This window comes from Shewanella sp. VK101 (genome assembly GCF_056497865.1).
In genome coordinates this window covers 1,973,876-1,992,402 of the sequence record NZ_CM151402.1, presented here as the reverse complement: position 1 = coordinate 1,992,402, position 18,527 = coordinate 1,973,876, and the positions used below count along the sequence as shown (strand labels likewise).

The window sequence follows — 18,527 nt, the reverse complement described above, 5'->3', positions numbered from 1 at the left end:
TCGTTTTCAGGAAGTATTTACCCCGGTAAATATGAAAACCAAGAACTTCAAAACTGTTGTGTAGTTTTCATGGCAGTTTTCCCTGGTTCTTATGCTTGACTTCCTTCCTTCAATTTGTTGATTGCAATGATTTAATTTTTGCGGCCCGCTTGTTTCAAGTGGGCTTTTTTTTATGTTTTAATCGCCACCTTTCCCAAAGACAACAAGGACCCGTATGTCACTGCTGCGTATATTGCTTGCTTACCTGTTACTGCTGGTCGGCGCTTTTTCAACTTATGTCTGTATTTTTGGTGCCTTCCAGAGCCTGCTGGAGCAACAACCGGCAAAATACTTTATGGTTATCTTCGGCGCCTTGCTGGCGGCTGTCAGCCTCACCCTCGCCGGTTTTCTCAACCGCCGCCGTAACTGGTGCCGCTCCAGCGGTATCGCCTTGTTGGCGGCAGCAGGTTTGGCGCTTTTGATCATAGTGTCCGATGCATCATACAGAGACACGGCCCAGTTGCCGCCAATGATCGCCTTAAACGATTATACGGTCGGTGGACCCGTGGTTATTTTGGTGCTGATACTCGGCGGCTTGCTGCTGTGGCAAGGTCTCAAGCAGGCCCGAAAGCCAGTAGAAGAACTCAGTAAAGAAACTGAGTAATCAAAGCGTTGCTCTGAACGGGACATTAGCCAAGCGCCAAAGTCAGCCGATGTAACCCCACAGGCGCTTAGAGCGTTAAGCTGTGTTACTCTCGAGTCACCTGCAATCATTGCCGTGAGCAACACAGAAGCCATGGCAAACTTTGATGTTTTATCTTGTGCCGCGCGCTCTTATACAGTGGCGCCAGCCGCAAACAGGGGTGATAGATAAATGGCTCATGAACTGGATACTCTGGATCTCAATCTGATGCGCCTACTTAAGGCGGTTGTCGACAATCGCAGTATCAAGTTGGCCGCCATGCAACTTGGGATCTCTCAGCCCAGCGCCAGCCGGGGTGTAATGCGCCTGAAGCAAACCTTCCAGGATCCCCTGTTTGTCCGAAAACCCCATGGTGTAGAGCCCTCTCCCATGGCGCTGCGCCTGGCAGAAGAGTTTGACAATATTCTGGCCCCTATCGAGAAAGTCCTGCTGGAGTTCGAAGACTTCAGCGCCGACACCTACATAGGGCAAATAGCCATAGTGACAGATCCCTACCTGATGGATGAACAGGGACAAAGATTGCTGCAAAGCTGTCACCGGGCCTTTCCCAAAGCCAGCTTCACCTTTTCCAGCTGGAACGGTTACAGCCATGATGAGATGCTCGAAAGCATACATGACTATTGTATTTTGGATCAGGAAACCGAGCTGTCCAAGGATATCTATATGCGGCCGCTGTTCACCGAGAAACGGGTGATCCTGGCACGCAAAAATCATCCGCTGCTCGGCGATGAAAATGATTGGCAGACAGTGTCCACGCTGCCGATAGTCTCCCTGCCTGCACCGGCCTCCTACAATCCGCAATGCACTGTGGAGTCAGAGTATCAGCGTATGGGTTATCAGCCCCATGTGCTGCTCAAGTCCTACAATCTTAGGGTCGCCTGCCAGATGTTGCTGGAAACCGACGCCATCATGTACGCCAGTCAAGGCACTGCCAGGTTGATGCCGGAGCTGGCCTCCTTCCCCATGCCCCAGGTCAATCGGGAGTTCAGCCACTTCGTGGTGTCCGGCGGCTTTTTGCAGACCTACCGTAATCACCCGCTGCACCGGCATCTTCACAAGGTAATGCAAGACACCTTTCGGCCATCGCAAGCGTCTGTCCAGACTGAAACAGATATTCAAAATTGAATATCTCAATTACCTACCAACCCAAAAATTGACCGGTTAACCTAGTGGCGTAAGTTTGGAATTGCTACTTAATTTTGTTGTTACTCCGTTTTTCATCACTTATCTGGCCAGATAGTTCCGGGTGTAATGCGCAATTCTCCGTTATGCATATTTTTAATTTCATGTAGAAGGTGAATTATGATCCTTGCACGCGTATTTCTATTGTTTGCGATTTCCGCCGAAGTGGCGGGTACCAGTACCATGAACCTGCTGGGACCCGAAGGCTCAATCTGGGGCTACCTGTTGATGTACCTCTTGATTGGTGTGTCCTACTTCTTTTTATCACTGGCGGCGAAGAAGATTGCCATAGGCGTGGCTTATGCAGTTTGGGAAGGTTTGGGCATAGCCCTGATCACCCTGGTATCCATGCTGCTGTTTGATTCCAGGCTCAACCCGCAGGAGCTTGCCGGACTGGCCTTGGCCATCCTGGGTATAGTGCTGGTGACTCTGGGCGAAAGCCATGAAGGTGATAAAACCAAAGTTCAGGATACCGGCTTGGGAGCAAACAGCACCGCCAGTAGCCTGTAACGGAGGCGAACATGAACCAGTTTCTGACGCTCTCCTTTGGCTATGTGGTGCTGGCCGCCTTGATTGATATTGCCGCCAATATGGCGCTCACCCGCTCCAATGGGTTCAAGCGTAAATTATGGGGCGCACTGGCAATCCTGCTGGTGCTGAGCGCTTTTACTCTGCTGGCACAGGCAGTGAAAGAGATAGACTTGGCGATCGCCTACGCCTCCTGGGGCGCCATAGGCATTTTGGGAACGGCTATCGGCGGCGCCTTGCTGTTCAAACAAAGACTCAAGCCCATAGGCTGGGTCGGCATAGCCGTGGTTATCGCCGCGGTTATCACCATGAAAACCGCCTAAGAGCAGAAGGAATAAGTAAGGTCGAAATAAGCAAAAAGGCGCCCGAGGGCGCCTTTATTATGCTCACTCTTTTATTAAAAACAATAAAGAGTTGTGCTCACTAAAGGGACTTATTTGGTACCGAAGATCTTGTCACCGGCATCACCCAGACCAGGCAGGATATAGCCCTTATCGTTCAGGCACTTATCGACAGACGCCGTGTAGAGTTCAATATCAGGATGCGCCTCTTCCAGTGCCTTGACGCCTTCAGGAGCCGCGACCAATACCAGCGCCTTGATATGCTTACAACCACGCTTTTTCAGCAAGTCTATGGTGCAAATCATGGAGCCGCCGGTAGCCAGCATAGGGTCAACTACCAGTGCCAAGCGCTCTTCCATATCACTGGCGAGCTTCTCAAAATAAGGCACAGGCTCCAGGGTTTCTTCGTCACGGTAAACACCAACGACAGAAATGCGGGCACTGGGAATATTCTCCAGCACGCCATCCATCATGCCAAGACCGGCACGCAGAATAGGCACTACAGTCACCTTCTTGCCTTTAATCTGCTCCACTTCAACGGGACCGTTCCAGCCCTCAATGGTCACAGTTTCGGTTTCCAAACCTGCGGTTGCCTCGTAGGTTAACAGGCTGCCAACCTCGGCGGCGAGCTCACGAAAACGCTTGGTGCTGATCTCAGCTTCGCGCATCAAACCGATTTTGTGGCGTACCAGCGGGTGTTTAACCTCGACAACTTTCATTCTTTTTCTCCTGATCTTGCGGGCGGGACGAGCAATCAGACTGGCGGCTCCCAGCGTGCAGAGCACAAACCAGCCGGATTTGGGCAAATTCCTGAGATTTTAGTTGATTTGTTCCGGCGGTAAAACAGAAAGTTTTATAAATCTGGTAAATCGTGACTTATATCCCTATGAATAAAGTGCAATCTTGGCTTTCGACCCCCCCGGCAAACTGCTAGAATAGCGCCGCATAAAATCCATAACGATGTACCCGAGAGGATCAAGTGAGTACCCCTACCCCACTGAGCTATAAAGACGCCGGTGTCGATATCGATGCAGGCAACGCACTCGTCAATAACATCAAGTCCGTAGTCAAACGCACTCACCGTCCTGAAGTCATGGGCAACCTGGGTGGTTTTGGCGCCCTGTGTGAACTGCCAACCAAATACAAGCACCCTGTGCTGGTTTCCGGTACCGATGGCGTGGGCACCAAGCTGCGCCTGGCCATTGACTTCAAAAAGCATGACACTGTCGGTATCGACCTGGTGGCCATGTGTGTCAACGACCTGCTGGTACAAGGGGCCGAGCCGCTGTTTTTCCTCGACTACTATGCTACCGGCAAGCTGGACGTCAATGTGGCGACCGATGTGGTCACAGGTATCGGCGAAGGCTGCTTCCAATCCGGTTGTGCCCTGATCGGTGGTGAAACCGCCGAAATGCCCGGCATGTACGAAGGCGCTGACTATGATCTGGCCGGTTTCTGTGTCGGTGTGGTGGAGAAAGAAGCCATCATCGACGGCAGCAAGGTACAGGCCGGTGATGCACTGATAGCCCTGGGCTCCAGTGGTCCTCATTCCAACGGTTACTCACTGATCCGTAAAGTCCTGGAAGTCAGCCAGGCCGACCCACAGCAAGATCTGGACGGCAAGCCGCTTATCGATCACCTGCTGGAACCGACCCGCATCTATGTCAAACCTTTGCTGGAACTGCTGGACAAACACCCGGTTCACGCCATGGTACACATCACAGGCGGCGGTTTCTGGGAAAACATTCCAAGGGTACTGCCAGAAGGTGCCAAGGCCGTTATCCAGGGCGAATCCTGGCAGTGGCCCAGCGTATTCAACTGGCTCAAGCAAGCCGGTAATATCACAGAACATGAAATGTACCGCACCTTTAACTGTGGTGTCGGTATGATAGTTGCCCTGCCTCAGGCCGAAGCCGCCGCCGCCATTGAGCTACTCAAAGCCAAAGGTGAAAACGCCTGGCAGATAGGCACTATCGCCAATCGTAATCAACAAGAAGAGCAAGTGGAGATCCTTTAATGCAGGAGAGTTGTCGCATATTGGTAATGATTTCGGGCAATGGCAGTAATTTGCAGGCTGTTATCGACAGCTGTGATAGCAAGATGCCAGGGCGCGTGGTCGGGGTGATCAGCAACAAGGCCGATGCCTATGGTCTGATCCGGGCCCATCATGCCGAAATAGACACCAGTTGCGTCATCGCCCGCAAAGAGGAGTCCCGCGCCCAATACGATGCCAGACTGCAGGCGGCTATCGACAGATATCAGCCCGACCTCATCGTATTGGCCGGCTTTATGCGTATTCTCAGTGATGATCTGGTCAGCCGTTACCAGGGCAAGATGCTCAATATCCACCCGTCACTGCTGCCCAAGTATCCTGGATTGGATACCCATAAGCGCGCCATCGAAGCCGGTGACAGCGAACATGGCGCCAGTGTTCATTTCGTTATCCCGGCACTGGACAGTGGCCCGGTGATTTTGCAGGCCAAGGTACCTGTGTTTGCCGATGACACAGTGGAAACTCTGGCGGCCAGGGTGCACGAGCAGGAACACGCCATCTACCCGATAGTGGTGCGCTGGTTCTGCCAGGGCCGGCTGAAGATGGTTGACGGTAAGGCCTGGCTCGACGATGAAGCCATCGGCCCCAACGGCTACGCCCCGGACTGATCTCTGAGTAAACTTAGGGAAGGTGCGAATAAGTCCTCGCGGCACTCTGGCTTACACAGCAATTGGCGTTCAAGGCATCTGACTGAAGGCATGCCGGGGCCTGTCAAAGTCGGATAACGCAGAGAGCCGGTTGCTGTGTAAGCCCCGAAGGGCGTGGCTTACAGGCCTGCCTGCTGTGTTGTGCTTCTTACAAAGGACTAAGGCCATTTGCTGCGAACCACGCCTTGCATCCATGCCCGTAAGCCGACGCAGAGCACGCATGGGACTTGCTCGCACCTTCCTTAGGTTGATTAATTCAGCAAAAAGGAGCCATACGGCTCCTTTTTTCATTCCAACAATAGCTATTAGCTATGGCGCAAACTTGCTTCTTCCCTTAATTTACCCGGATATGACGCTCCGTTACCGGCTTTTTACCGCGGCCAATTGTAATTTTATGACCAATGGCGTTAGATAGGGGCAGTTATCAGGACAGAACGAGACGCGCATGAAGAATATTATCTGCGATATAGACGGCGTGCTGATGCACGACAACAAGTTAATCCCCGGCAGTGACAAGTTTATCGCCCGGGTACTGGAACAGGGAAACCCCTTGGTTATCTTGACCAACTACCCGGTACAGACGGGCAAAGATCTGCAAAACCGCCTCGGCGCCGCCGGGCTGCATATTCCCGAAGAGTGCTTCTATACCTCGGCCATGGCGACCGCCGACTTTCTCAAGCACCAGGAAGGCAGCAAGGCGTTTGTCATAGGTGAAGGCGCCCTCACCCACGAGCTTTACAAGGCCGGCTTTACCATTACCGATATCAACCCCGACTTTGTTATCGTCGGTGAAACCCGCTCCTACAACTGGGACATGATCCACAAGGCCGCCCGCTTTGTTGCCGCCGGCGCCCGTTTTATTGCCACCAACCCGGATACCCATGGCCCGGCATATAGTCCCGCCTGTGGCGCTCTCTGTGCACCTATTGAGAGAATAAGCGGTCGCAAGCCCTTCTACGTGGGTAAACCCAGCAGTTGGATCATCCGCTCGGCCCTGAACCATATAGATGGTCATTCCGAAAATACCGTGATTATCGGCGATAACATGCGTACCGATATTCTGGCCGGTTTTCAGGCCGGACTGGAAACCATACTGGTCACCAGTGGGGTCAGCAAGCTGGAAGATATAGAGAAAGAGCCCTTCCGACCCAACCATGTCTTTGCCTGCGCCGCCGACATAGATGTGATCTGAAACCATTGGTAACATTCCTTTTACCGCCTCCGCTTGTATCGGGGGCGTTTTTTCGTCCATGATAGCGCACGGGCAAGGGCAAAGCCTTTGCCACTCCATACCTGACAATAAAAGCAACAACAGGATCCGTTATGCGCTTGATGATCCCCCTGTGTACCCTGGCACTCTTGAGTGCCTGCAGCCAAAACAATACTGCCGACGACCCCATCCGCGTTGTCAGCTTCAATGAACAAGAGTTTCGCCAGGACATCCAAACCCTGGCCTCGGATGAATTTGAAGGCCGGGCGCCAACAACCCGCGGCGAGCAGCTGACTCTGGACTATCTCAGCAAGGCCTTTGCCGATATGGGGCTTGAGCCCGGCGCCAGCGGCAGCTACCTGCAAAAAGTGCCCATGGTGAGCTATACCGCCAGTGAAACCCAGGCAATACAGCTGGCCGGTATCGATTTTCAATATCCCCAAGATCTGGTGCTCGGCAGTCGCCATGATGTCAAACGCGTCGATATCACCAACGCGCCGCTGGTGTTTGTCGGTTACGGTATCAACGCCCCCGAGTACGACTGGAACGACTACCAGGGCCTGGATATGAAGGGCAAAATCGCCCTTATTCTGGTGAATGACCCGGGCTTTGCCCGCCCGGATCTCGGTAAATTCAACGGCAAGGCAATGACCTATTACGGCCGCTGGACCTACAAGTATGAAGAAGCCAGCCGTCAGGGCGCATTGGGCGCCATTATCATTCACGACACGGCTCCTGCCGCTTATCCCTGGTCTGTGGTGGAAAACAGCTGGACCGGCCCACAACAGGATCTGGCCTCGGATTCCGGCAACGAGCGAGTGGCGGTGGAAGGCTGGATAACCCTGGATGCCGCCAAAAAGGTGTTTGCCAAGGCCGGGCTTGAACTGGACAGCGCCATCAGCCGCGCTGCCCACGGCCCACTGCAACTGACGCTGGGGCAAACCGCCAGCATAGGTTTCGATAACAAGGCCGAGTATGGCGACAGCTACAATGTGGTTGCCACTCTGCCGGGCAGCAGCCGTGCCAATGAGCATATTCTGTTTACCGGCCACTGGGATCATTTGGGCATGAGCAGTTCGGCCGAAGGCGACAGGGTATTCAATGGCGCCATGGACAACGCCTCCGGCATCGCCGGCATGCTGGCCATCGCCCGTGAGTTTGCCGCCGACGCCAAGGCTGGCAAGCGCCTCAAGCGTTCGCTGACTTTTATCGCCACCACAGGCGAAGAGCAAGGTCTGCTGGGATCACGTTTCTATGCCGCCCAACCGGCGTACCCTTTGGAAAACACCATAGGGGTGATTAATCTCGACAGCACCAATATCTATGGCCGCACCAAAGACTTCACCATAGTGGGCAAAGGCAAGTCTGAGCTTGAGCGTTATCTGGAAGCCGCGCTCAAGACCCAGGGCCGCTATGCCACAGCAGAGAAACACCCCGAGTCCGGCGGTTTCTTCCGCTCGGATCACTTCAGTTTTGCCCAGTATGGCGTACCTGCGGTATTTGCCGGTGGCGGCAGCGAACCTGTGGATCAGGCCACCGCTGACTACAAAGCAGCAATGAAGCAGCAGATGAAAGGCTGCTATCACAACCTCTGTGATGAGTATCATGCCAACTGGGATCTCTCCGGCGCGCTGGAAGATCTGGCCGTGTACTACAAGGCCGCCAAAGGCTTGGCGGATTCTGCCGACCGCCCGGGTTATTTCAAGGGCACAGAGTTTTATAGCCTGCGGCCGGAAACCGGCGTTGCTCCGGCGATTTAACCAGACACATTTCCCCATCCCCAAAGGCGCCTCCGGCGCCTTTTTGCGTTGTTTTCCGGGCAGATAAATCAATCGCCGATAAAAGCAGCGGCTTTGGGAAAGTGCCAATTTGCACGCTGTTACAGCGAGCTAAAATGCAGATCTTTCACCAATTAAGCGATTAAATTGTTTAACCCTCAAAAAAACAGGTCGCAAAGTGCATCATAATTTACAAATTCAGCCATTTTCATGATTTATATTCAAAAATAAAGCTTGGCTTTTGAGAATTCTACAGGCAAAGTGAAGCCATTGCTGAAGAAACACCAAGTTTGGAGTCTTACCATGTGTTCAATTTTTGCCATTCTCGATATCCAGTCTGATGCCGCCGCTCTGAGAAGCACTGCGCTGGAGATGTCCAAACTGATGCGCCACCGCGGCCCGGACTGGTCGGGTATTCATACCACTGCAAGAGCGATTCTCGCCCATGAGCGGCTGGCCATTGTCGATATCGAACACGGTGCCCAGCCGCTGTTATCTGAAGATGGCCAATTGGTATTGGCAGTCAACGGTGAAATCTACAACCACAAAGAACTCAAGGCCGAGCTCGGCGACAAGTACAGCTACCAGACCAACTCGGATTGCGAAGTGATCCTGGCGCTGTATCAGGAATATGGCTGCGACTTTCTCGATAAGCTCAACGGTATTTTTGCCTTCGTACTCTACGACAAGGCCAAGGACTGCTACCTCATAGGCCGGGATCACATGGGGATCATCCCGCTTTACACCGGCCGCGATACCAGCGGCAACCTTTATGTCGCCTCTGAGATGAAAGCGCTGGTACCCGTATGTAAAACTGTGGAAGTATTCAGCCCCGGGCATTACCTCTTCAGTGAAGATGACGCGCCGGTGCAATACTATCGGCGTGACTGGCGCGACTATGAAGCGGTAGCCCAAAACAGCGCCTCCAGCGAAGAGCTGCGCGAAGCGTTGGAAGCCGCGGTAAAGCGCCAGTTGATGTCAGATGTGCCCTATGGCGTTTTGCTATCTGGCGGGCTGGACTCCTCGGTGATTTCCGCCATAACCCAAACTTTTGCCAAACGCCGTATTGAAGACAACGATGCCTCCGATGCCTGGTGGCCACAGCTGCACTCCTTTGCCGTGGGCCTGAAAGGGGCGCCGGATCTGGCGGCGGCACAAAAGGTCGCCGATGCCATAGGCACCATACACCATGAGCTGCACTTCACCTTCCAGGAAGGCCTGGATGCCATCAAGGAGGTGATTTATCACCTGGAAACCTATGATGTCACCACCATACGCGCTGCAACCCCCATGTACTTGATGGCGCGCAAGATCAAGGCTATGGGGATCAAGATGGTGCTCTCGGGCGAAGGAGCCGATGAACTGTTCGGCGGTTACCTCTATTTCCACAAGGCACCAAACGCCCGCGCCTTCCACGAGGAACTGGTGCGTAAACTCGACAAGCTGCACCTGTACGACTGCCTGCGGGCCAACAAGGCCATGGCAGCCTGGGGCCTGGAAGCCCGAGTACCCTTCCTCGACAAGGAGTTTATGGACGTGGCCATGCGCCTGAACCCAGAAGCCAAGATGTCGCGCGATGGCCGGATTGAAAAGCATATTCTGCGTGAAGCCTTCGAGCATAAGCTCCCGGCCGAAGTCGCCTGGCGCCAGAAAGAGCAGTTCAGTGACGGTGTGGGTTACTCCTGGATTGACGGTCTGAAAGAACATGCCGCCGCTCAGGTGGAGGATAAAGAGCTGGCCAACGCCCGTTTCCGCTTCCCGCACAACACGCCGGAAACCAAGGAGGCCTACTTCTATCGCTGTTTCTTTGAAGAGCACTTCCCGCTGGAGTCGGCAGCACTGACTGTACCGGGTGGTAAATCGGTTGCCTGCTCTACCCCGGAAGCGCTGGCCTGGGATGAGAGCCTGTCAGGCATCATAGATCCTTCCGGCCGAGCGGTGCGCTCTGTGCATACCGCATCTTATTGAACTTAAGTAAAAACCATAAAGGCGCCGAATGGCGCCTTTATTCATTAGCGGAAATAGGAGCTTCGCTTCTGTGCCGCTTTATTTGCTTTGAGCTTGTTCACTTGCGCCTTGTTCTCATCACTCTAAGCCCGGCCGTTGCTTGGTCACGCTCAACTTGCCGCTGCCGGCAGCGCTCGAGAATAGCCTGCCGCTCGCTGTCCGTTGCCTGATGCCAGGCCAGAATTTCTTCCAGCGTCCTGAAACACCCCAGGCAAACATCCTGCAAGTCCAGGCAGCAGTGGCGAATACAGGGAGAGTCCACCCTGTTACTGCGCTTTGGTTGCCTGGACATATTGGTTTCCTAGCTGCCGCGTTTAAGGTAGCTTGGCTGGTGCAGCTCAGTAACCTCCAGCGATACACTGTCGACTTTGGCCGCAGTTGGCTCCAGTGCGGCAAATACGCTTTGGGTCAGGGCTTGCTTTTGCTCATCGGTGCGTCCCGGCATAATGGCCAAACGCACATGGATAAAGCTTTGAGCGCTGTCCTCCCCTACCAGGAAATGTTCACTGGCATGCGCCCTACTCTTGATGGCAGAAGGTGTGAACAAGCCTGAGTCGATGGCACCTTGGTGCACCGCCTGAACCAGTTTGGCAACCGACAATTGCTGCGCCAGGGGCGCCGAATATTCAATAATACAGTGAGGCATAATCCTTCCTTGTTAAAGGCAGAAGCATCTGGGTCTATTCAGACCAGACGGCATACTCGTTTTGGCTCGGGCAGCGGAAATGAAAGCGCCGGCCACCGGGAAAACTGAAAATATCTTTGCAGATCTCCCCGCCATGAGTCTTGACGGCCTCCAGACTGGCGTTCAGATCATTTGAGTAAATCACCAACAAGGGGCTGCCGTTGAGGGTATCAAAGCTCAGTGATGAGCGAAAAAAACCGCCATCGATCCCGGCCTGGGTAAAGCAGCTGTAATCCGGACCGTAATCAACAAAGCCCCAGCCAAACACCGCCTGAAAAAACGCCTTGGTGGCTTCCAGCTCCCGGGCGGGAAGTTCAAGATAATTAATCCTATGATGTAACGCCATGGCTTTCCTCCCGCCGCTTGGACGACTTGATTGCTGTGATACTTAAGTACTTAATACTTTGGGCGGCTGAAACTTGGACCGGGGCTATCGCTCAAGCAGGCTTGTCATAGTTATAGCAAGCGCTGCAGCGTTACACTGGCCAGCCCTATCAGACCGCCAAAGACACCGCCCCAGACAACCAACCAGCCAAGGTGGGTCTTGATCATCTGCTGCACCATCTCCTTGACCAACTGCGGCGTAAGCTCGGCCAGCCGCTGCTCGACAATATCCTGAATTTGGCTACGCATATCCGCCATCACCCCGGGCTGTTCCAGTTCGCCCTTGAGCAGCTCGTAAAAATCATCGCTCTTGGCAATATCTGCCAGAGATTGCTGCATCTTTTCGATAAAGGGTTGCTTGAGTGGGGTGAGCGCTTCTTCACCGCCAAACATGGATAACATACCACCCAATGAAGATTGGGCAACCGTGGCCACCAAAGCATCGAAGGCTGGAGCCAAGTCTACCTTGCCGATAACGCCGGACAGATCCAGGCTCTGTTTGTCGGAGCGGGTCGACAGGAAACGGTCTATGTTGGCCTCAGAGAAGAACTGCTCCATCATCAACTCGCTGATAGCTTGTTTGAACTGTTCGAAACGGGCCGGGATCACCCCTGAGCCATAGAGACCCGGCACTTTTTCAAACAACATATGCACCGCCAGCCAGTTGGTAATGGCGCCGGATACGGCAAACAGGCCGATGTTGAATAACACATCGGAGTGCATGCCATAGCCGGTCAGCATAATGGCCAGCGCCAAGAGGTTGGTAACGGCGCTCTTGTCGAGCACAGGTGTCTGTTGTACTGCTGTTTTCAATCTGAAATCCCCTGAAATTAAAACCCGCTAATGGTAGCAAACAGGGGGCAGCAGATTAAAGTAGTGCGTGATACAGACCTTGCTCTGTGCCATCTGTCTCGACTTGTTGAGACAGCTCGCCAAATTCACGCTTGACCGCCAGCACCTTGGCATCCTGCGCCAAAGTTCGGGCTCGGCAAGTCAGCTCTTTGGCAATGCCCTGACCACGGTAATCGGGCAATACGAAAAGATCATCCAGATACCATAAAGGCTTTAGCAACAAGGAGGAGAATGAGGGAAAAACCTGAGTGAAGGCCACCGGATAATCACCCTCGGTGGCGATGAAGATCATCGAATCGTTTTCCAGTAAGCGGGCCCGTAAAAATTCACGGCAACGACTCAGATCCGAGCCCTGCCCCAGTTCCTGCCGATACTCGTCAAACAGCAGGACCAGTTGTTCCAAATCCATTTCCGTAGCCAAACGTATTTGCATTTTTCATCCCTGAATACAAGTTGAAATTTTACTATTTGCCAGAGGCAAAACGACAATAAACTCCTTAAACAACGCAAGGTTAACATAGAAAAGCTTCTCTGGCAGCAGCTTTAATCGCCCTCCCCATGCCAGTTCCCGTTCATGCCTATCCCGGTAGCCGTTTTCAACGAGCACACAAACCCAAGCGGATTTCGCCATATTGACCGGCGATAACAACTGCCCCCCACCATTAAGCAAGTCACCCGGCCACACCAAGGCTCCTAAATAGTTCCCCTGGCCATCAAGCACTGAAACCGGCCAATTTAAGCAAGGCAATCAATTGGAATATTGCTCATATGATTTGCCGGGCACAGTTGTTTTCATGGCGAATTATGTTGTCAACCCCCACAAAATCAGGGTTTTATAACATTTGCTAAAAACTTGACCTTTGGCTAATTGTTTTCAAATTAAGTACTGGGTATTGTATAACCAATTCAAATACTTAGATTTAGCACTTCCTTAAGCTTAAGGACGCAAGTAACAACACTTTTCCGTTTTCAGCGGAATGCAGGGACGAACAGCATGATGTCACGCCCGTGCGGTAGCTATGGCTTTACTTAACGCTTTTTGTAGAGCTTGGGTTTTAGGGTCCTTGGTTTTAAGGCACTTAGTTTTAAAGCGCTTGGTTGCAGGGCTTGAAGCGCTCATGACAAGCGCCTCAGAACTGATTTTTTATACAGTATTATTGACGTTCTGGACAAAATGCCGGGAATTTGCAGCTAAGCTTGCGCGTTATTTCCGTAACATTTTAGAAAATTTCATTAAATTCATAAAGTTAAAAAATACAGTGGGTAGATAATAGGTTTGGAAAACGCGCATGCGCGTTTAGCTGCAAGGGATATTAGGACTAAACTCTATTATATCCAGCTAATACAGATAGATAGCGATGCGCGTTTACACTCCTCCGAGGACTTAAACGCACATGCGCACTATACAGCGGTTATGAGTCTAAAGGAGTACATTTTAAATGGCAGGATTAAGGGTTTTTGTCTCTTCAACATGTTATGACCTTTCTGTAATAAGATCTCAACTTAGGATTTTTATACAAAACCTCGGCCATGAACCATTGATGAGTGACTATAGTGACTTGCTGTATGATCCAAGACTTCATACTCATACTAGTTGTGTTGATGAAGTCGCAAATGCTGATGTCGTACTACTTATTGTTGGTGCTCGTTTTGGTGGTAAAACTGTACCCGAAGCATTATCAAAACTAGATTTTGATTTGTTAAAAAAAGAAAGCAAAAGTACAGAATCATTTACGAAGAAAGAAAACCTTTCAGTAACTCAGTTAGAAATATTGAAAGCTGTTGAGTCAGGTATTCCTGTGTTTACTTTTGTAGATTCGTCTGTGTGGCACGATCATGCGTTATACGAAAAAAACAAAGACAAAGATATAATTAAAGAAATTTCTTTCCCATCTATTGAGAAAGCAGAAACAGCTTCATTTATATTCGAATTTATAAATTTCCTCAGGCATAGGGCTAGAGGGAATAGCGTTTTTACGTTTTCAAAATTACAGGATATTGAAGATACTCTAAGAAGGCAGTGGTCTTCATTATTTCAAAAGCTTATTCAAGAGCAGCGAAATAAAGCCTTTGAAGCTAAAAGGTTAGACAACTTAACTGAGCAGTTTGAAGACTTAAAAACAGCCATCCTTACTTCAATTGGCACATCCAATGAGCGAGATGTTGCTCGTGGCGTTGTTAGGTTTAGAAGGTTAATGGATTTTGTAAGGGCGTTAGGAATTAAGGATCATAATTTCTTAATTAAAGGACATCACCCTTGGGAAGAATTACTGCATTATGCTGAAATTGCAAAAGTTATAGATGCATCTGAGTTGCCGGAAGAGTTTTTATATCATCGAAGAAACTTTACTGGAGGGAGAGCAAGAATGTTTCTTGTAAAATTCGATGGAACATTTTTTGAATTGAGAACTTCGCCTGACTTTTTCCACAGTCTATCTTTGGAGTGGGAGGCATTTATGGAGCTTCCTGATGAAACCAGAGAAATCATTGTCGATGCATTAAGTGAGATGAGACAATCAATGGGACCACTAAGATATATTAGAGAGCCTTTTGATTACTATCTAGATAAATACTCTCATGAAGCTAGGGTCACTAAAGACCTAGAGTCTATCGACGAAGAAGACGACTCATAACAAGAAAATCAACAAGGACTAATAAAGCTTGGCTTGGTTCGCTTTGCTCACAATTTTAGCCAAACTTTATCCGCCCATTATGCGGACGTTGATATGATTCCCATTGTCAAATAGGTAAAAGTGTCCTTACCGGAGACCAAAAAAATCTCCGGTAAGGACACTCTGACAGTCGGAATTTTGCGAGTAAGTGTCGGCGGTTGACCTTGCACTCTTTTGAATAGAACCGCGCGAGTTTGGTTATTCGCATTACTTGTGTTCGCCGCAGGAGCCTTGCTGATTTTTAATGAGTTTATCAAATAAACGCAGGTTGGTTGGGATTGTGCCATGGTAATGCACAGTCTCAGCAGACTTATCAGAAACCCAGGCCACGTCAGTGGTCTCCTTGTGTACGTCCAACCCGATAAAAAGTGTGTTAGCTTTAGACATATCGGTCTCCTGTGATTGTTTGCCTATTGGATCAACAAACAGTGTGGCTCTGATTTAACTAATCCACGGGAAACACGGAGGCCTAAACTTGCACAAGGAATCATTATGTCTAGGTGAACTATGACATTCCCGCGCCTCAAGGGGATAGAAGCGAGACAAGAAGGCAATATGCCGGAACTTCTCACGGTCAATTATGACCTGTGGACGCTACGCCTCACTCTTGCGTTCCAGCCCAATGAGATTGTATATGTTGATTTTGAAGCGGTGGAAGGCTTTCGCGTACTCGATGAAGGTCAATTGCTGGAGTTCTGGGGCGATGATTCCAAGGATCACTGGGTATTCGAAGTCTTGAACAATGGTTGGCTAGCTGCAGAAGCCGCTCGCGAAACAGCGCCGTCCATCGCGGAAAACAGTCAACTAAAGGAGTATCTTGTAGCCGGAATCAATGATTGTGTCAGTATTCTGGATTACGCGTCCCCCCGGGTCACCTTCAAGTCTGGGTGCACCTAACAATTCACTGTTGTCGGACAATTTTTCCGCCGCTTCGCGGCTCCAAAATTACCGCAAAGTTTCGCGTTATGTCTAGGGAGTAGCAAGTGGAAATCGACGAGATCTCTAAATTTATAGCACCATTGACTGTGGGATTTATCGCCGCATATTTGGGATCTTTATTGGCACTAAGAAAATTTAAAAGAGAAAAAATCTGGGATGAACGGCGATCAATCTACAAAGAAGTGATTGAGTCATTTGAAGAAATAATATTTTGGTGTGAATATGTAAGAGCATCCCATTGCGGTGAACCAGTCATTGAAGGGGACGTAGATTTTGATTCATCCCTACGTAAGATTGCAAGACATAGTGTTTCTGGCGGGTTGTTCTCATCATCCGAGTTTCAAGAAGTATTGAAGCAAGCTCATGCCGAACTTTACCAAGTAAGGTTCCAAATCAATGAAGAAAGTCTGCCAGATTTAGATACAGATCGTGGCCGAAAGGAATGGTTATTTATTCTATCCAAAGAAATCAGAAGCGTTTCAAAAAAGTATTTAGAGCAGCTAATTAATTTGGCAAAAGATGAATTACCAAATTTGACATAACAAGCTATTTTATAATGGGCGGCTTGATATTTTATTAAGGATAGACCAGTGAAAAATTATAATGATGAGTATTACATTGCTTCTCGTCCTAGTGGAGATAACCAGACTTATATTAAGCCAGACTTAAACACTGCAAAAAGACAATATCATTTCAAGCAACTGGTTTATGGAGAAAAGCCTTTGTTCTTTTTGAACGGCTTTAAGGGTGAAGACAAAAATAGATGGCCGCTAACGGACTTGTTTGTTGATTCTGCTGGTTTGTTAATTAATAAGGAAGTTAAGCTAAAAATGGATAATTATGATATTGATGGGATGCAAATTTATCCTTCAATATATATTGATGATAATAACGTGTGGCATGAGAACTATTGGTATTTGGGTTTTTATAAAGAGCTTGACTGTCTTGATCGTGATAATTCTTCCATTGAAACTTTCGATTTTGATGACGATGATGAACTCTTAGAAGTTAAGAAGTTTTCTCTAGACGGCCGTGTTTTGGAAAAAATAGCAGAAAACGAACGATTGACATTCAAAATCGCTAATTGTTCTAAAAGTTATCTATTTTTCCATCAGAAGGTAGTTGATTTTATCGTTCAGAGAAAATTATCCGGTGTTCGTTTTATTAAAGTTGTAGATTTTTTGAAGGAAAACAGTACTAAGCTATATGCATTTGAAGCAATATGGACACTATTAGCACCCAAGCCACATCTGTGGTCCCCTTGTGTACATCCAACTCGATAAAAAAGTGTGCTAGTTTTAGGCATGTCGGCCTCCAGTGATTGTTTACCTATCGGATCAACAAACAGTGTGTCTCTGGTTTAACTAATCCACTACAGAGGCCAACACTTGCACAGGGAATCATTAAGCATGGAAGTAAAACTAGGGATTGGATTGGGTGATATTCGATTTGGCTTAGACCAAATCTACCTGACAAAGCAGCTAGGGGAACCTAGTAAAATTGATACTGATAATGATGGGTTTCCTCTTCTTCAATACAATAAGCTAATGTGTACTTTTTGGATTGACGAGGCGGATGGACTTCACTGGATTCAATGTTCAAACCCTGCGTTATCTATTCAAGGGATTAACATCATAGGTCTAGACGTAGACGAAGCAATTTCTAAACTCAAAATAATATTTGGAACCAAGTACGAATTTGAAGATTATGGCTCAATGGAAAGCTATTACTTTCAAGAGCATGAGTTTGAAGTTCAAACTGAATATGGTGTTGTTACTACTGTTTGTTTTGGTAATTTCTAGAAAATTTCGGACTGGTCCCCAAATATGCCCCCACTATTAGCAGAGCAAAGACTCTAGCGTCGGCCCCCTAAAAGATTGATTTTTCCACTGAGAGAACATCAGTCTTTCGCCTCTTTATTAGGCCATTCGGCTATAGACGTGAGTGCAAGAATTATGGCTCTCTTTGATTTAATAGCAACGCATTAAGATCAGATGGACGTTATGTGGAATTAAGAATCATGGATCAGGATTTCGATATAGAGATAGTGGCAGTAATGGGGCTGGAATGCTTGGAAAAGCATCTCAGTAAGTGTCCTATAGAATTAGAGCTTGTAGAGGCTCTCTCAAACACATTTGTACTAAAGCAAAACAAAGTATCTGAAATTGCAGGTTTTACGTTTGAATCTCAAGAAAATGATGTATACACATTTTCAATGTTTATATCTCACAAATCCCCGATCCCGGCCAGAAAAGTCGTTTCACAATTTTCAGAGTTTTTAAGAGCTGCTAAATTGCCCCATAAAATAACCAATCTACAGTATGAATTTGATTTTTATGAAGAATGGGTAAACTATAATTGGCCGCCAAAAGCATAACATGCAAAGGCAGCATCGGACTTTGGCGAGCCAGGTCGACGGCTGATCTTGCAACTCTTTCGAAGAGAGCGGCGTGAGGTTTAACCACATGACTATGTTTTCCGGGACCTGCCTCATAAGCGGGCTTGTCAGAAAGCCAAGCCACATCAGTGGTCTCCTTGTGTACGTCCAACCCGATATAAAAAGTGTG

At 49.3% G+C, this 18,527-nt stretch carries 23 protein-coding genes; 15 read left to right on the top strand and 8 right to left on the bottom strand.

The features are described from left to right. The first annotated feature begins 214 nt into the window (after positions 1 to 214). From ACSHSR_RS09030 to ACSHSR_RS09015, 4 genes are all read left to right on the top strand, one after another. The gene (locus ACSHSR_RS09030; RefSeq protein ID WP_144128443.1) at positions 215 to 643 is read left to right on the top strand and encodes a hypothetical protein; all 429 of its coding nucleotides are present in this window, start codon (positions 215 to 217) and stop codon (positions 641 to 643) included. A gap of 210 nt (positions 644 to 853) precedes the next feature. Further along, positions 854 to 1,807 carry a LysR family transcriptional regulator gene (locus ACSHSR_RS09025; RefSeq protein ID WP_208157812.1) on the top strand — a complete coding sequence of 318 codons (954 nt, stop codon included), beginning with the start codon at positions 854 to 856 and terminating at the stop codon, positions 1,805 to 1,807. Positions 1,808 to 1,984: 177 nt separating this feature from the next. Beyond that, a complete protein-coding gene (locus ACSHSR_RS09020; RefSeq protein WP_479631432.1) occupies positions 1,985 to 2,374 on the top strand; it encodes an SMR family transporter in 390 nt (129 codons plus the stop codon). 11 nt (positions 2,375 to 2,385) lie between these two features. Next, a complete protein-coding gene (locus tag ACSHSR_RS09015; RefSeq protein ID WP_028781645.1) occupies positions 2,386 to 2,715 on the top strand; it encodes an SMR family transporter in 330 nt (109 codons plus the stop codon). A 110-nt stretch (positions 2,716 to 2,825) separates the two neighbouring features. Here ACSHSR_RS09015 and upp read toward each other — a convergent pair whose 3' ends face one another. Continuing rightward, entirely contained in the window at positions 2,826 to 3,452 is a 627-nt protein-coding gene (upp, locus tag ACSHSR_RS09010; protein ID WP_028781646.1) for a uracil phosphoribosyltransferase, read from the bottom strand. 260 nt (positions 3,453 to 3,712) lie between these two features. Here upp and purM point away from each other — a divergent pair, with 260 nt between their 5' ends. The 5 genes from purM to asnB all read left to right on the top strand — a co-directional run bounded on the left by purM (position 3,713) and on the right by asnB (position 10,389). Further along, complete coding sequence (purM, locus tag ACSHSR_RS09005) at positions 3,713 to 4,750, top strand: phosphoribosylformylglycinamidine cyclo-ligase (RefSeq protein ID WP_044734661.1); 1,038 nt, start codon at positions 3,713 to 3,715, stop codon at positions 4,748 to 4,750. Continuing rightward, positions 4,750 to 5,394 carry a phosphoribosylglycinamide formyltransferase gene (gene purN, locus ACSHSR_RS09000; RefSeq protein WP_208171191.1) on the top strand — a complete coding sequence of 215 codons (645 nt, stop codon included), beginning with the start codon at positions 4,750 to 4,752 and terminating at the stop codon, positions 5,392 to 5,394. Before purM ends, purN begins: the two co-directional genes overlap by 1 nt. Before the next feature lie 484 nt (positions 5,395 to 5,878). Beyond that, positions 5,879 to 6,625, top strand: coding sequence for an HAD-IIA family hydrolase (locus tag ACSHSR_RS08995; RefSeq protein ID WP_025889385.1), 747 nt, complete (start codon positions 5,879 to 5,881; stop codon positions 6,623 to 6,625). 131 nt (positions 6,626 to 6,756) lie between these two features. Further along, positions 6,757 to 8,403: a M28 family metallopeptidase gene (locus ACSHSR_RS08990; RefSeq protein WP_144166620.1), complete on the top strand. Its 1,647-nt coding sequence runs from the start codon at positions 6,757 to 6,759 to the stop codon at positions 8,401 to 8,403. 321 nt (positions 8,404 to 8,724) lie between these two features. Beyond that, on the top strand, positions 8,725 to 10,389 hold the full coding sequence (gene asnB, locus ACSHSR_RS08985; RefSeq protein WP_025889387.1) for an asparagine synthase B: 1,665 nt from the start codon (positions 8,725 to 8,727) through the stop codon (positions 10,387 to 10,389). 97 nt (positions 10,390 to 10,486) lie between these two features. On the opposite strand, the gene ACSHSR_RS08980 is transcribed toward asnB, so the two are convergent. The 6 genes from ACSHSR_RS08980 to ACSHSR_RS08955 all read right to left on the bottom strand — a co-directional run bounded on the left by ACSHSR_RS08980 (position 10,487) and on the right by ACSHSR_RS08955 (position 13,034). Next, a complete protein-coding gene (locus ACSHSR_RS08980) occupies positions 10,487 to 10,720 on the bottom strand; it encodes a DUF1289 domain-containing protein (RefSeq protein ID WP_081737235.1) in 234 nt (77 codons plus the stop codon). 9 nt (positions 10,721 to 10,729) lie between these two features. Then, the gene (locus ACSHSR_RS08975; protein WP_129978455.1) at positions 10,730 to 11,074 is read right to left on the bottom strand and encodes a 5-carboxymethyl-2-hydroxymuconate Delta-isomerase; all 345 of its coding nucleotides are present in this window, start codon (positions 11,072 to 11,074) and stop codon (positions 10,730 to 10,732) included. 34 nt (positions 11,075 to 11,108) lie between these two features. Beyond that, entirely contained in the window at positions 11,109 to 11,459 is a 351-nt protein-coding gene (locus tag ACSHSR_RS08970; protein ID WP_025011943.1) for a VOC family protein, read from the bottom strand. Positions 11,460 to 11,569: 110 nt separating this feature from the next. After that, entirely contained in the window at positions 11,570 to 12,238 is a 669-nt protein-coding gene (locus ACSHSR_RS08965) for a DUF445 domain-containing protein (RefSeq protein WP_044735846.1), read from the bottom strand. Between the two features lie 127 nt (positions 12,239 to 12,365). Next, positions 12,366 to 12,782, bottom strand: a complete 417-nt coding sequence (locus ACSHSR_RS08960; RefSeq protein ID WP_025011941.1) for a GNAT family N-acetyltransferase — start codon at positions 12,780 to 12,782, stop codon at positions 12,366 to 12,368. A 3-nt stretch (positions 12,783 to 12,785) separates the two neighbouring features. Then, the gene (locus ACSHSR_RS08955) at positions 12,786 to 13,034 is read right to left on the bottom strand and encodes a hypothetical protein (RefSeq protein ID WP_208124824.1); all 249 of its coding nucleotides are present in this window, start codon (positions 13,032 to 13,034) and stop codon (positions 12,786 to 12,788) included. A gap of 754 nt (positions 13,035 to 13,788) precedes the next feature. Here ACSHSR_RS08955 and ACSHSR_RS08950 point away from each other — a divergent pair. Further along, on the top strand, positions 13,789 to 14,982 hold the full coding sequence (locus ACSHSR_RS08950; protein WP_479631431.1) for a DUF4062 domain-containing protein: 1,194 nt from the start codon (positions 13,789 to 13,791) through the stop codon (positions 14,980 to 14,982). A gap of 246 nt (positions 14,983 to 15,228) precedes the next feature. On the opposite strand, the gene ACSHSR_RS08945 is transcribed toward ACSHSR_RS08950, so the two are convergent. Next, a complete protein-coding gene (locus ACSHSR_RS08945; RefSeq protein WP_054745922.1) occupies positions 15,229 to 15,408 on the bottom strand; it encodes a hypothetical protein in 180 nt (59 codons plus the stop codon). A 120-nt stretch (positions 15,409 to 15,528) separates the two neighbouring features. Between ACSHSR_RS08945 and ACSHSR_RS08940 the strand changes: the two genes are divergently transcribed. The 5 genes from ACSHSR_RS08940 to ACSHSR_RS08920 all read left to right on the top strand — a co-directional run bounded on the left by ACSHSR_RS08940 (position 15,529) and on the right by ACSHSR_RS08920 (position 18,337). Further along, positions 15,529 to 15,918, top strand: coding sequence for a hypothetical protein (locus tag ACSHSR_RS08940; RefSeq protein WP_025889398.1), 390 nt, complete (start codon positions 15,529 to 15,531; stop codon positions 15,916 to 15,918). A gap of 86 nt (positions 15,919 to 16,004) precedes the next feature. Continuing rightward, positions 16,005 to 16,502, top strand: a complete 498-nt coding sequence (locus tag ACSHSR_RS08935; protein ID WP_479631430.1) for a hypothetical protein — start codon at positions 16,005 to 16,007, stop codon at positions 16,500 to 16,502. Between the two features lie 48 nt (positions 16,503 to 16,550). Next, positions 16,551 to 17,243, top strand: coding sequence for an imm11 family protein (locus tag ACSHSR_RS08930; protein ID WP_479631429.1), 693 nt, complete (start codon positions 16,551 to 16,553; stop codon positions 17,241 to 17,243). A 126-nt stretch (positions 17,244 to 17,369) separates the two neighbouring features. Then, on the top strand, positions 17,370 to 17,762 hold the full coding sequence (locus ACSHSR_RS08925; RefSeq protein WP_025011431.1) for a hypothetical protein: 393 nt from the start codon (positions 17,370 to 17,372) through the stop codon (positions 17,760 to 17,762). 218 nt (positions 17,763 to 17,980) lie between these two features. Continuing rightward, positions 17,981 to 18,337, top strand: coding sequence for a hypothetical protein (locus ACSHSR_RS08920; protein WP_101059360.1), 357 nt, complete (start codon positions 17,981 to 17,983; stop codon positions 18,335 to 18,337). Positions 18,338 to 18,527 lie beyond the last annotated feature (190 nt).